Origin of the sequence: Brevibacterium sp. LE-L, assembly GCF_050214925.1 — a bacterium.
Taxonomy (GTDB): Bacteria; Actinomycetota; Actinomycetes; order Actinomycetales; family Brevibacteriaceae; genus Brevibacterium.
Genome location: NZ_CP189759.1, coordinates 4152484 through 4165233 on the forward strand (window position 1 = coordinate 4152484; position 12750 = coordinate 4165233).

13 protein-coding genes are annotated in these 12750 nt (G+C 65.7%); 2 read left to right on the forward strand and 11 right to left on the reverse strand.

Going from position 1 to position 12750, the window contains the following annotated elements; genetic code table 11:
* Positions 1–40 precede the first annotated feature (40 nt).
* The 9 genes from ACQE2J_RS18690 to ACQE2J_RS18730 form a co-directional block, all read right to left on the reverse strand.
* A complete protein-coding gene (locus tag ACQE2J_RS18690; RefSeq protein WP_426936837.1) occupies positions 41–592 on the reverse strand; it encodes a dihydrofolate reductase family protein in 552 nt (183 codons plus the stop codon).
* A 168-nt stretch (positions 593–760) separates the two neighbouring features.
* Positions 761–1264 (reverse strand): NADPH-dependent FMN reductase, encoded by a 504-nt coding sequence (locus ACQE2J_RS18695; RefSeq protein ID WP_425119215.1) that lies wholly within the window; start codon positions 1262–1264, stop codon positions 761–763.
* 159 nt (positions 1265–1423) lie between these two features.
* Positions 1424–2161 carry a helix-turn-helix domain-containing protein gene (locus ACQE2J_RS18700; RefSeq protein WP_425119214.1) on the reverse strand — a complete coding sequence of 246 codons (738 nt, stop codon included), beginning with the start codon at positions 2159–2161 and terminating at the stop codon, positions 1424–1426.
* 9 nt (positions 2162–2170) lie between these two features.
* The gene (locus tag ACQE2J_RS18705) at positions 2171–3685 is read right to left on the reverse strand and encodes a tripartite tricarboxylate transporter permease (RefSeq protein ID WP_425119213.1); all 1515 of its coding nucleotides are present in this window, start codon (positions 3683–3685) and stop codon (positions 2171–2173) included.
* A 10-nt stretch (positions 3686–3695) separates the two neighbouring features.
* Positions 3696–4265 (reverse strand): tripartite tricarboxylate transporter TctB family protein, encoded by a 570-nt coding sequence (locus ACQE2J_RS18710; protein ID WP_425119212.1) that lies wholly within the window; start codon positions 4263–4265, stop codon positions 3696–3698.
* Complete coding sequence (locus ACQE2J_RS18715) at positions 4262–5320, reverse strand: Bug family tripartite tricarboxylate transporter substrate binding protein (RefSeq protein ID WP_425119211.1); 1059 nt, start codon at positions 5318–5320, stop codon at positions 4262–4264. Before ACQE2J_RS18715 ends, ACQE2J_RS18710 begins: the two co-directional genes overlap by 4 nt.
* Positions 5321–5447: 127 nt before the next feature.
* Positions 5448–6674, reverse strand: a complete 1227-nt coding sequence (locus ACQE2J_RS18720; protein ID WP_425119210.1) for a CaiB/BaiF CoA transferase family protein — start codon at positions 6672–6674, stop codon at positions 5448–5450.
* A 1-nt stretch (position 6675) separates the two neighbouring features.
* Complete coding sequence (locus ACQE2J_RS18725; RefSeq protein WP_425119209.1) at positions 6676–7623, reverse strand: hydroxymethylglutaryl-CoA lyase; 948 nt, start codon at positions 7621–7623, stop codon at positions 6676–6678.
* Positions 7624–7812: 189 nt separating this feature from the next.
* Positions 7813–8439, reverse strand: a complete 627-nt coding sequence (locus ACQE2J_RS18730) for a TetR/AcrR family transcriptional regulator (RefSeq protein WP_425119208.1) — start codon at positions 8437–8439, stop codon at positions 7813–7815.
* Between the two features lie 35 nt (positions 8440–8474).
* On the opposite strand from ACQE2J_RS18730, the gene ACQE2J_RS18735 reads away from it, so the two are divergent.
* Positions 8475–9017, forward strand: coding sequence for a GNAT family N-acetyltransferase (locus tag ACQE2J_RS18735; protein ID WP_426936838.1), 543 nt, complete (start codon positions 8475–8477; stop codon positions 9015–9017).
* Here the strand turns inward: ACQE2J_RS18735 and ACQE2J_RS18740 are convergent.
* Entirely contained in the window at positions 9014–9490 is a 477-nt protein-coding gene (locus ACQE2J_RS18740) for an acetyltransferase (protein ID WP_425119206.1), read from the reverse strand. The genes ACQE2J_RS18735 and ACQE2J_RS18740 overlap by 4 nt on opposite strands.
* A 4-nt stretch (positions 9491–9494) precedes the next feature.
* On the reverse strand, positions 9495–10784 hold the full coding sequence (locus tag ACQE2J_RS18745) for a CaiB/BaiF CoA transferase family protein (RefSeq protein WP_425119205.1): 1290 nt from the start codon (positions 10782–10784) through the stop codon (positions 9495–9497).
* Between the two features lie 173 nt (positions 10785–10957).
* On the opposite strand from ACQE2J_RS18745, the gene ACQE2J_RS18750 reads away from it, so the two are divergent.
* Positions 10958–12748 (forward strand): hypothetical protein, encoded by a 1791-nt coding sequence (locus ACQE2J_RS18750; RefSeq protein WP_425119204.1) that lies wholly within the window; start codon positions 10958–10960, stop codon positions 12746–12748.
* The last annotated feature ends 2 nt before the right edge of the window (positions 12749–12750 follow it).

Here is a 12750-nt window from a genome sequence, read left to right on the forward strand (position 1 = left end):
TCCGCCTCGGCGCAGGGAATCGCTCGGGGCGACGAGCTGGTCAGCCGTCCTCGCGGAGGGGACCGACGACCCGGTGGCGCGCGATGACGAAGGGATCGCTGTGTCCGACTTCGATGAGTTCGAGGTCGAGGCGGCGCGGCAGCAGCGGACGGCCCTTGCCGAGCACGACGGGAGCCGTCCAGGTGATGATCTCGTCGAGGAATCCCTCGTCGGCGAACTGTCCGGCGAGGTCGCCGCCGCCCATCACCCACAGATCGCGGTCGCCGGTTGCCGTGCACATTTCGAAGTAGCGGTCGGAGACTGAGCCCTTCGCGAACCGGATGTCGGGCGTCTTCCCGTCCTCCCCGGCGTCCGGAAGCGGGAGCTTCCGGTGGGTCATCACCCAGGCGGGAACGCTGTAGGGCCAGGGCCCGTCGAGGTTGCGCAGCACCCACTCGTACGTCGTCGCGCCCATGACGATCGCTCCGACTCCGTCGATGAACCCATCGTCCGGCGGTTCCTCGGTCTGGCGCAGCAGCCATTCGAGCGAGTCCTCGGGATCGGCGATGAACCCGTCGAGGGTGGTCGCGGTGTAGTAGACGGTGCGTGGCACGATGCGATGTCCTCCTCGACCCGCGCCCGCCTTCACCACGGTGAAGGCAGGCGGCAGATCACGTTTGCGGTCACCAGCATCCTACTGACCCGCTCAGCAGCTTGGCGGACCGACATCGGCTCGGCGCTCGACCGGACTGATGTCGACTCTCCTGGCGGCAGACAAACCTCAGCGCGCAGGCGCGAGATATCCACCCTGACTCTCGATCCAGTCGTCGAGGATTGCCGCGCGCTCGTCGAACTTCGCCGTTGGGAAAGCGAGTCCTTTCGTCGGTACGCTCGCACCGAGTTCGACGAGGAGGGGCCGCAGCGTCGTTTCGACGGCCAGGGTGTGCGCCGGGGACCCGATTGTGAAAACGGGGATCGCGGTCAGTCCGTGCAGGCCGTCAGCGTCGTACCGGTCGAGGAATGCTTTGAGCAGTCCGGTGTAGCTGGCTTTGTACGTCGGTGTGGCGATGACCGCATAGTCGGCAGTGGCCAGACGTTGGGTGAGCGTGTCGAGGCGGTCGGACTTCCATGCGAAGATCTCGTCGGTCACCTCGGCGAGTTCGATGGTTTCGTCGATCTCGGATCCGGTGATCTCGGCGATGTTGGCGGCGAGGTCTTCGGCCACTTGGCGGGTCCGCGATGTGGGGCTCGGGTTGCCGACGACGACGGCGATGCGGGTGGTCATATGGGGTTCTCCCGTTCGGCGTTGTGTGATCTCCACGGTGCCGGCGTGTGGCGGCTCCGATGCTGCTCACACTATTCCGCCTCGGCAGCTGACGGCCGGGTGTTCGACGCATCTCTTCATTCCGTCCACCCCGACCTGCGCGACGAGGTCTTGTGCGCCCTACTCCCCCGCCTGTTTCTTCGCGCCCAGGGCCAGGCGGGCGATATCGCGCAGCACTCCGAGCTCTTCGCTGCCGTCGAGGAGTGTGCGCAGCTCGACGGCCGCCTGCGACAGCAGGGTGCGGTAGGTGCCGGCGACGTTCTCCGGCTCCCGGGTCAGCGGGTAGGACACGCAGATCGCGAGCACGACCGCTCCGACCGTGAACGCCGCACTCGCCGAGGCGGTGCCGGCCACCCGCGCCTGCTTCGTCGCGTAGAACTCGGCCGGGTTGCCCGGCCCACACAGCGCCAGCGCGGCCGAACCGCCGTCGACGAGCGAGAGGACGGTGCCGACTCCGCGGGAGACCCGCAGCTCCTGGTCGGCTTCGACGTTGCGCACGCACACCCGGTCTTCACCGACGCGGATCCACAGCTGCACGGACTCCCCTGTCATCGACCGCAGATGTTCGAGCACCGAGTTCGTCGTGGCGATGCTGCGCCGTCCCGGGAACGGCCCCAGACGCAGGGTGCCCGAGGTGTCACGGACGATGAACCGGTGGGTGCGCAGATCGGCCAGCAGCCGGTAGGTCGTCGACTTCGAATAGCCGAGCCGACGACACACCTCGGCGGCGGTCATCGGTTCGTCCTGGAGCGCGGTGAGGATCGCGGCACTGCGGTCGAGGACGCCGACCTCCGCGGTCGGGGACTGCGCCGCGCGCCCGGCGCTGCTCTGTGCTGAACTCTTCATCGAACTCGTCACTTGTGCTCCTCAGGCCATCGTCACATCGGCGAGCAGCTTGCGCCGGCTCACCCACCAGCGGAAGAGGACCGGTCCGACGATCCCCAACACCATGAGGATGATGATCGACAGTGAGATCGGCCGGGTGACCAGCGGGGCGAACGATCCCCCAGAGATCTGGAGCATCCGGCGGAAGTTGTCTTCGAGCAGCGGAACGAGCACGAGGGCGAGGATCGCCGGCGCCAGGGGGATGCCGCCCTTCTCCATGAGGTAGCCGATGACGCCGAAGATGCCGAGCATCATGAGTCCGAAGAGACTGAACTCGATGGCGTAGGCACCGATGACGACGAGCACGAGGATCGCCGAGAACAGGATCTCCTTGGGCATCTTCAGCAGCTTGACGAAGACACCGACCAGCGGCAGGTTGAGGATGATGAGCGCGATGTTGCCGATGTACATGCTCGCGATGATCGTCCAGATCAGCCCGGTCTCGTCGCGGAAGATCAGCGGTCCCGGCTGAAGACCGTACATCGTGAACACGAACAGCAGCAGTGCTGTGGTCGCCGATCCGGGAATGCCGAGGCTGAACAGCGGAATCATCGCACCGCCGACGCCGGCATTGTTCGCCGCTTCGGGACCGGCCACGCCTTCGATGGCGCCGTGACCGAATTCGTCCTTCCGCTTCGAGATGCGCTTCTCCATGATGTAGGACATGAAGGATGCCAGGGACGGCCCGACGCCGGGCAGGATGCCGATGATGAAGCCGAGCACTGATCCGCGCGCCCACGGTCCGGCCGATCGCTGCCAGTCCTGTTTCGTCATCCACTTGTCGTCGCCGAAGCTCTGGATCTCATCTTTCGCCCCGCGTCCGAGCGCGAGGTTGCGGATCGCCTCGGGGATGGCGAAGAGGGCCATTGCGAAGATCGTGAAGTCGACCCCGTCGGAGAGCAGATCGATGCCGAACGTCTGCCGGGGCAGCCCGGTCTGGAAGTCGAGGCCGATGAGCCCGACGGCCAGACCGATGAAGATCGAGATGAGCGCCTTGGTCCGCGAGCCCGCCGACATCGTCGACGCCAGCAGCAGAGCCGTGGCCATGAGCAGGAAGTACTCGGTGGCGCCGAAGACGCTCGCGAGCTTGACGAGCACGGGCGACAGGAACGTCAGCCCGATGATCGCCAGCGTCCCGGCGAGGAACGACCCGATCGCCGCGGTCGCCAGGGCCGCTTTGCCGCGACCTCGGCGAGCCATCGCGTAACCTTCGATCGCGGTCACCGCGCTGGCCACCTCACCGGGGGTTTTGATGAGTGTGGCGGTGATCGAACCGCCGTACATCGAACCGTAGTAGATGCCGCAGAGCAGGATGAGCCCGTGCACGGGCTCCATCCCGAAGGACACCGGGATGAGGATCGCGATCGCCGAGATCGGGCCGATGCCCGGCAGGACGCCGACGACGGTTCCGAGCAGCACGCCGAGGAGGGCGAAGGCGAGGCTGGCCGGCTCCAGCGCCGAGGCGAAGCCGCCTCCCAGGTCGATGAGAGTGTCCATGTCCGCCCCCTTAACCCAGGATTCCGACCGGCAGGTACACGGCGAGTCCGTAGACGAACGCCGCGTAGACGACGACGGCGAAGACGAGGGAGAAGATGAGGTTGCGGATCCACTTCTCCGGCGCGTAGATGCTCGTCAGTCCCATGAGGAACGCCGCCGTGGACAGCAGGAAGCCGACGGGGATGAGGATCGCCAGGTAGACGAAGAACAGCGCGAACTGGAAGACGATCTTCCGCGCCGGCGGCTCCGGCGGTGCCTCGAGGACGACCCCGCTGCCGCCTTCATCCGACTCTGCGGACCCTGCACCCACATCGGTAGACCCCGCGGAACCGGACCGCGCAGACTCGGGTCTCGCAGACTCAGGCTCCGCCTCGGCGAGGGTGGCCTTCCGGTGGTGGTACACGGACTGCCCGGCGAGGAAGAGGCCGAGGAGGGTGAGAGCGATGCCGACGATCGCGGGGAAGGTGCGCGGGGTGACGATGTTCGCGGTCTCCTGGATGGCGAACGTCGCGATGTAGTAGACCAGGCCGATGGCGGCGATCGCGCCGCCAGTGATGAGGTCGGTGCGGTGAGCGGTCATTTGCTGTTGCCCAGGTCGGTCTCCTTGACGCCTTCCTCAACCGTCTTCGCCGCCTCTTCGACATAGGACTGGGCGTCATCGCCGGTGAGCAGCTCCTCGGACCACTGGTTGTTCTTCAACGTCTCCTGCCACGGATCGGTCTTGCTCATGTCCGTGAGCTTCTCGGCCCAGAACTCCACGGCCGAGTCCGGCATCTCGGCGGGTCCGTAGATGCCGCGCCAGTTGCCCAGGGTCACGTCAAAGCCGGAGTCCTTGGCGGTGGGCACCGTGTCGAAGGGCGCGGCCAGGGGCTCCTCGGCGAAGGTCACGAGCGGCTCGATGTCTCCTGATTCGAGCACCGAACGGAACTCGCTCATGCCGGCGATCGCGACCTTCGCATCCCCGTTGAGCATGGCCGTGGTCTGCTCGCCGCCGCCGTCGTAGTTGACGAAGTTGATGTCGCCCGGGTCGATGCCGGCTTCCTTCGCGAACAGCGCGAACGGCAGGGTGTCGTCTCCCGCGGCGGCGACGGTGACCTTCTGCGGGTCGTCCTTGAGCGCTTTGACCAGGGCGTCGAGGTCCTTGAAGTCCCCGCCCTTGGGCGTGACGACCATGAAGTCCTCGACGTAGAGGGTGGCGATGAGGGTGGCATCCTCGGGGCCGAATTCGCACAGGCCGCGGGCGTTCATCGTCTGGCTGGCCAGGGAGGTGACGGCGATCTGGTCGTCCTTGCCCTTCTCCTGCTGCATCATCGACGTCAGCCAGGAGCAGCCGGTGCCGCCGGGTTTGTTCTGCACCGGCAGCGGGGTGGAGACGAGGTCGTCCTTCTGCAGCGCTTCGACCATCGCGCGGGCGGTGGTGTCCCAGCCGGATCCGGGTTCGGCCGGGGCCGTGACCGTGACCGGCCCCTTCGGGTAGTCCCCGCCTTCGCCCGGGGGCTGCGCCTTGTTTCCACAGGCGGTGGTGACGAGGGCGACCGTGGCGAGGACCGCGCCGATCTTCGCGGCGCGCTTGCCGGTGGGTGTCGTGTTCGCTTTCGCCGAGGTGGCCGTGCGTGTGATCGTCGTTGATCGCATGAGTTGTCCCCTTGTGTGTTCGGTGATCGCCGTATGGTCCGGTGGTGCTGAGTTCTCGTGGTGCTGAGTTCTCGTGGTGCTGTGATCTGATGAGCGAATGGTCCGGTGCTGTGGTCCGGCGGAGCGGTCAGGTGGTGTGATCGGGTGGCCCGTTCGGTACGGCGGGGCCGTCCCGGTAATGGGCGTTGTGGTGTCCCGGCTCGGGCACATCGCTGCGCAGACCGAGCCTGCGACCGTCGAAGGTCAGCGGTAGCAGCGGCACATCGACGCTGTTGCCGGTCGGCAGCCCGGTGTGTGCCAATGCCCCGGAGGCGACAAGATGGGGGTCGGAATTGAGATCGGCCGGAGTGTTGACCGGGGCGACGGGCAGGCCGCGGCGGGTGCATTTCTCCTCGATCTCGGTCAGCCTCAGCTGCGACAGCGCCGCCTGGAGTTCGCGGTGGATGCGCTCACGCTGATCGACCCGCCCCTGGTTGGTCAGCATGTCCGGGTCCATGGCCAGTCCCGTCAGCCCGAACTCGTCGCAGAGGTCGCGCCACTGTCCGTCGGAGACCGCGGCGATGAAGACCTGATTGTCCGCGGCATCGCGGAAGATGTCGTAGACGGCCCAGGTCGCCTGCCTGGTCGGCATCGGGCGGGGCGGTTCGCCGCTGATCTGGGATTGGGCCATGTGGGTGCCGACGAGGAACGCATTGTTCTCGAACAGTGCGGAGTTGATGAGTTTTCCGCGCCCGGTGGTCTCGCGGACCCGCAGGGCCGACTGGATGCCGATGACGCCGAACATTCCGCCCATGATGTCGTTGACGCTGGCCCCGGCGCGCAGCGGCTGCCCGGGCGGGCCGGTCATATAGGCGAGTCCTCCGAGCATCTGCACGACCTCGTCGAGCGCCGCCCGGTTGCCGTACGGCCCCGACAGGAATCCCTTGAGCGAGCAGTAGATGAGGCGCGGGTTGCGGGCGGAGAGCTCCTCGTATCCGTACCCCATCGACTCCATCTTCCCGACACGGAAGTTCTCGAGCAGGACGTCGGCGGAATCGATGAGGTCGAGGACACGGTCACGGTCGGCCGCCTCGGCGATATCGAGCTGCACGCTGTGCTTGTTGCGGTTGAACGCGGGGAACAGTCCGGAGCCGGAGCCGGGCAGGTAGCGGGTCTTGTCGCCGGCCCCGCGGGGCTCGACCTTGATGACCTCGGCGCCGAGGTCGGCCAGGATCATCCCGCAGCTCGGCCCCATGACCATGTGCGAGAACTCGATGACGCGGATGCCTTCGAGCGGCAGCGGTTCGGTCGCCCGCGCGTGATCCGCGGTTCCAGTCGCGGAATCGGTCGCGGTGTCGGTCGCCTCGGTGCTCATCTCAATCCCTCACCGAGGCGGGGGCGAAGCGGCCGTCGAAGGCTGCGGGCACTGCGGGGATGTCCGACAGGCTCGACGTCAGCGGGTGTCCGACGGCGGCGATGAGCGGTTCCCGGACCTCGGCGAGGGCTTCGACATCGATGCCGGTGGCCACACCCTCGCGGTGGAGGAGGTGGACGAGGTCGTCGGTGCCGATGTTGCCGGCCGCACCCGGGGCGAAGGGACAGCCGCCGAGTCCGCCCATGGCCGCATCGAAGTGCGCGATGCCGAGGTCGAGGGCGGCGATGACATTGGCCATGCCGAAGTTGTACGTGTCGTGGAGGTGGAGGTTGACCGGTTTGTCGGGGAAGGCCGCGAGCACGGCCGCAGTGTTCCGCCGCACGAGCGAGGGACTGGCGTTGCCGATGGTGTCGGCGACTCCGATTCCGTGGGACCCGGCGTCGACGAACGGGCGGAGTACCTCGACGAGGTGGTCGGGCTCGGTGATGCCGTCGAAGGGGCAGATGAAGCTCACGGCCGTCGTGATGTCGAAGCGCAGCCCCTGGTCACGGGCGTAGACGGCGGCGTCCATGAGACGGTCGGAAGCCTCGGCGATGGAGGCGTCGGAGTTCGCCTTCGAATGGCCTTCAGAGGCGGAGAGGACGAGTTTGATGTTCTTCGCCCCGGCATCGACGGCCCGCTGAGCTCCCTTGAGGTTGAACACGAGGGCGTAGAACTCAACACCATCGGCCTCGTACGGAGCCAGGCGGCGCAGGAGTTCGTCGGTGTCGGCCATCTGCGGGACCTTCTTCGGGTTGACGAAGGAACCGACTTCGATCTGGGTCAGTCCTGCGGCGATGAACTTCTTCGCCAGAGCGACCTTGACGTCGGTGGGGACGATCGCCTTCTCGATCTGCAGACCGTCGCGCAGGGTGGTGTCGAGGATGTCGACGGTGGTCGGCCTGGCCATGGGACTCCTTTTCGCCGGCTCCCGGACAACGGGAAACGAATCGTCGCCGCGCTCCGGTGTGCGGCGTCACCTTCGTTATACATCGCGCTCAGCGCGCGGAACAGACATTGTTCGGCATGTGAGAGGTCAAGGCGAATTGGCGGCTGATTGTCCCGTTTACTGGGAAATACGCTCGCGCGGCACGCAGCATCACTCTTCCGCTGGTGTGCCGCCCATCGCCCCGAGGAGACAGGTCAACGTGTCACGCAACACCGTTTCTGGGTGGAGTTCGGCTGTGAAATGCAGCGACTTGTACATCGGCGCCACTTGCCCGTCGACGAATTCTCGCGGCTCCCGATCCGCGGCCTGTTGCGTGAGAGCACTTCCGATCACGAGATTGGTGGCCGCATATCCACTCGCAAGCGGGTTTGCGATACCTGTCTGCTGCAGTCTCATCAGCAGTGCTTCTGAAGCCTCGAGATAAAAGGGCCCACGGGGAGGCCTGGCAGCCAGGATTTGGATCGCCCACGGGTGGGAGAGCAGATGCCGGTACAGGCCGAGAAGAATGTCGATGACGCCGCCGTCACTCACCGCCCGCTGCACTACTCGATCAACCGAAAGCACGTAGTCGAGGGCCAGGTCATGAGCATCTGAGAGACTGCTGATTCTCGAATATAGGCTCGCAGGCGCTGCGCCCAAACGGTCAGCGAGCAAGCGGAGTGAGACGTTCCCATATCCTTCCTCATCCAGAAGAGCAGCGGCACTGCGCGCGATCATTTCGGGGCTGACCGCGCGATTGCGGCGCACGGGCCGTGCAGTCGACCAATAATTCATCATTTCTCCTCTTAAGCGATCAATGTTAGTTTAATCATATGATTGATTCCCAGCTACTGCCGGTCACTGATGAAAAGAGAACGCTTCGGGCCCTGCAGCCGCAGGACGCACCCAGGTTCGCCGAAGGCACGCGCGACGGACTCGTCAGAGAGTTCGGGCACCTCCCGGAACCTGTCTACACAGTCGAATCGGTCGAACGATTGGCACAGACCGTTGCCGTCTCCGGCTTCAAGGACGGCAGCCTGGCGTTGCTGAGCATCGTCGACCCTGACGATCGGTTCCTCGGCAGCCTCGTCGTATTCGACATCACAGACTTCTCCGCCGAGGTGGGCTTCTGGCTGCATCCAGACGCGAGAGGATACTCTCATGCTCGGGGAGCTCTCGACCTTGCATCCGAATGGGCCGAAATGTGCGGCCTGAAAGAACTTCGAGCTCGCACCGCACCGGAAAACGAAGCCTCGCAGAGAAACCTCGAGCGCTCAGGCTTCGCTCTCATCGGCAGAGACGTCGATCGGGCCCCTTCACAGGTCGAAGTCGAGGTGCTCCACTACCGACGACCGCTTGTCGCCGAACACAGTTAGGACTCATCCCTCAACCTCATGTGCAACAGTGGGTACGGCCGCCCCGCCTCATCGGTCTCGCTGCGGCCGACGACATCGAATCCGTGGTGGATATAGAAGCCAGGTGCCGCCTCGTTCTGCTCATTGACGTCGACACGGTTCACAGCGAGTTCTCCGATCGCGTGGGTCAGAAGTGCGGAGCCGATTCCGCCAGATCGCCGGGTGGCATCGACGAAGAGCATCTCAAGGTTGCCGTCGAAAACTCCCGAAAACCCCACTGGGCGAGCACCGACCTCGGCGACCGAGAGTGTGACGGCCGGGAAATAGTCCGACTGCAACTGGCTCTCGATCTCCCTGCGGTCGACTGCAGCGAGAAAGTCGTGCGTGGCATCGACGGCACTGCGCCAGATCCTCGTGAGCGCCGGATATTCGACGGCGCCATACGCGGGCCGAATGCTCAGCGCGGGCAGGTCACCGCTCGGAGTCGTCGCCATCCGCTCAGCCTTCGCCAGCTTCGGAGCCCTTGCCGGTCTCGGCGCCTCGAGCGCTCCCAGGCTCGGCCAGTCCCAGCCATCGCAGCACCTCGTCGGTGTGCTCACCCAGATCCGGACCGAGGTGGTCGATGGCGACCGATTCGCCACCGACGACTGGGGTGATGCCGGGGAAGGCGACGTTCTCGAGGACCTCTTCGCCGGTGGAGACATCGAGGCTCTGGATCATGCCGCGGGCGGCCAGCTGCTCATCGGCGACGAGATCCTCGGCGGTGTAGATCGGTCCGGCCGGCACCCCGGCGTCCTCGAGGGTCTCGATGACGTCTTCGACCGAGCGTTCGGCGCACCAGGCCCCGATCGCCTCATCGAGCTCCTCGCGCCGGTCCCACCGTCCGGCGTTCGTCTGCAGTTCGGCATCCTCGGCGAGGTCGGGCCGCTCGATCGCGGTCATCAGCCTGGTGAAGATTCCGTCCCCGTTACCGGCGATGACGACGGACTTCCCACCGGCGCAGAGGTAGCCGTTCGAGGGCGCGATGCCCTCCATCCGACCCCCGGTGCGGGTGCGGACCTCACCGAAGGCCGAATAGTCGGGGACCAGCGATTCCATCACGGAGAACATCGCCTCATTGAGCGCGACGTCGACGGTCCGCTCCGACAGCGGGCCCTCCCCTTCGAAGCTGTGTGCGGAGCCGACGACCGCCTCGGCGGCTCCGGCGATCTTCTGCCGCTGACGGTCGAAGAGCATCATCACCGCGCCGAAGGCCGCCTGCATGCCGGCGATCGAATCGCCGATGGAGATCCCCACCCGCACGGGCGGGCGGTCGGGGTCGCCGACGAGCTCGCGGAAGCCCGAGTAGCCTTCGGCCACGGCGGCGAAGCCGGGACGGGCCGACATCGGGCCGGTCTGCCCGAACGCGGAGATGCGCACGAGTACAAGGTCGGCATTGGCCTCTTCGAGGACGTCCGGTCCGAGCCCCCACTTCTCGAGCGTGCCGGGTCGGAAGTTCTCCAACACGATGTCCGAGCGGCGGACGAGCTCGAGAGCAGCGGTCCGCCCCTCCTCGCTGCGCAGGTCGAGGACGACGGACTTCTTGTTGCGGTTGATCGTGCGGTAGAGCATCGAGGTGGTGCCGGCCTTGAGGCGCCAATTGCGCAGCTCGTCACCGGTCTCCGGGCGTTCGACCTTGATCACCTCGGCGCCGAAGTCCGCGAGCATCCTGCCTGCTGTGGGCGCGGCGATGTAGTTGCCGAGTTCGAGGACTCGCACACCGGTGAGGGGAAGTCGGCGCGTGCTCATTGCGATGCTCCTTCGTCGTGGCTGATCCTCTCCATGGTGCCACGATTGCGGCCTTGCCCGACCCCACCAACCATCTGCAGAAGCTGGCGCCGGCCATCTCGAATACACGCTGTCGGCGCAGTCCCACGCCCCACGACTGTGCGCCAGAGAACACACGCAGTAGCGTAGAGCCCATGACTCCTCCACCCGGTTCATTCGATCCCTCTCACGCTGACGAGCCCGAGCTTCTCGACCTGCTCGAGGAGGCCTCCCACAGCGAGAGTCCGGTCATGCTGCTCGACATCGCCAGCACCATGCTGGCCGCCTTCGGCCCGGACGACGACGATGACGAGGAGGCAGAAGAGCTGCCCCCGATTTCGGAGCTCGCCCTGCAGATGCTCGAGGCAACACCCGAAGAGACCGAACCGCTGGTGAGGATCTGGGCGCAGATGCTCGACGATATGCTCTTCGGCCGTCGGATCGCCAAAATGCTCCCGACCCCGAACACCAAACGCCTGCCGGAATGGATCCGCCGCGCCGATGAGATCAGGCCCTTCCGCGCCGCTGCCCTCGTGTCGCCGGTGAAGATCGAAGAGACGATCCTGCTCGAAATCTCCACGGCCGGCCGATCAGCCACTCTGGCTGTCGCCGTGGATCGCACCGGCTCACCCTATCTCGAAGACGCCTACCTCGCCGCTGGACCTCTGTCGAGTCTTGTCGAGTTCAGCCGCACCGACCTTCCGGCACCCGTCGACGTCGTCACCCTCAGCCTGCCCGATGCCGCCGCCAGGCTGAGTGAGGCCCTGGAGATGAGCACCCACATGCTTCCACCGATTGAGACCGAAAGCTGGCCGGGCACCCGACCGCTGCTCGAATGGATGCTGCGGAAGCTTCCCGACAGCGGCACCGGTTACGAGATCAGAATGTGGGAACCGGAGGAGATCGATGAACTCGTCAAGGACTTCCGCGCCTCACGCTTCGCTGAAGAACTGACCGAAGAGGAGATCGAGCACGCCCACCTGCTCTTCGACTTCCAATGCAACTACGGCAACAATGATCCGCTGAGGTGGTCAGGCACTTTCGTCGAGCGTCTCATGTGCGACCTCTACCCGCGCAAAGTGATGGCGCCCGAGGACAATCTGCTCACCATGCCGAGCGCCCTGGCCGCGCTCGTCCGCTATGCCAACGATCGCAGCGGAGTCGATCGCTCTTTCACGGACAATGCTCTTACCGCGATCGAGGACAACCGAGAGGAATACACGGCCCGAGTCCGCGGGGACCACCTCGGCGGCGAAAGCACGATGGACCTCTTCACACGGCTCCTCACCGGCAGAGACAACGACGACTCAATCTTCTCCTCGGACTTCGACGACGTGATCGCAGACGAGTCCTTCCTCAGCGATCACGCTTCGAAGCTGGCCGAGATCTTCGTCGGCAGCGGAGCCGAAGCGGTCGGCGGCATCGAGGCTCTGAAGGCACTGACCGAGGAGCCGCTGCCCGCCGAAGGCCTCGACACTGGCGGCGTGGCCGAAGACGTTGTCGACCGCCTCAACTCGTTGGTGCCGGAGATCTGGCGGATCGCGGACGAGGTGTTCGACGAGCCGGAGCTCGCGACGGCCGCACTGCGGTTCCTCACAACGATCGGACGAGGCGACCCCGCGATCTTCCGCCGTCGCATCGCCGACCGGAGTCTGCTCGCGGCACTGTTCTGGATCGTCGGGAAGGACAACAACCTCTTCTCGAGCCAATGGGGCAGCGAGAGCGACATGACGATTGGAGAGCTGCAGCGCCACCTCGGCGTCTCGACCTCGCCGAAGGCGCATGCCGAGAAGATGTTGCGCGCCGCCGGTTTCGAGCTCGATGAACCCCAAGTCGTCCTCGGCGACCCGAGATACCTCATCTCGCGGAGGCGGCAGCGCACCGTCGCCGACCGCGACACGTACTGGGACGATCTTCCCGAGGACTGGGAAGACTGGGCAGACTGAGG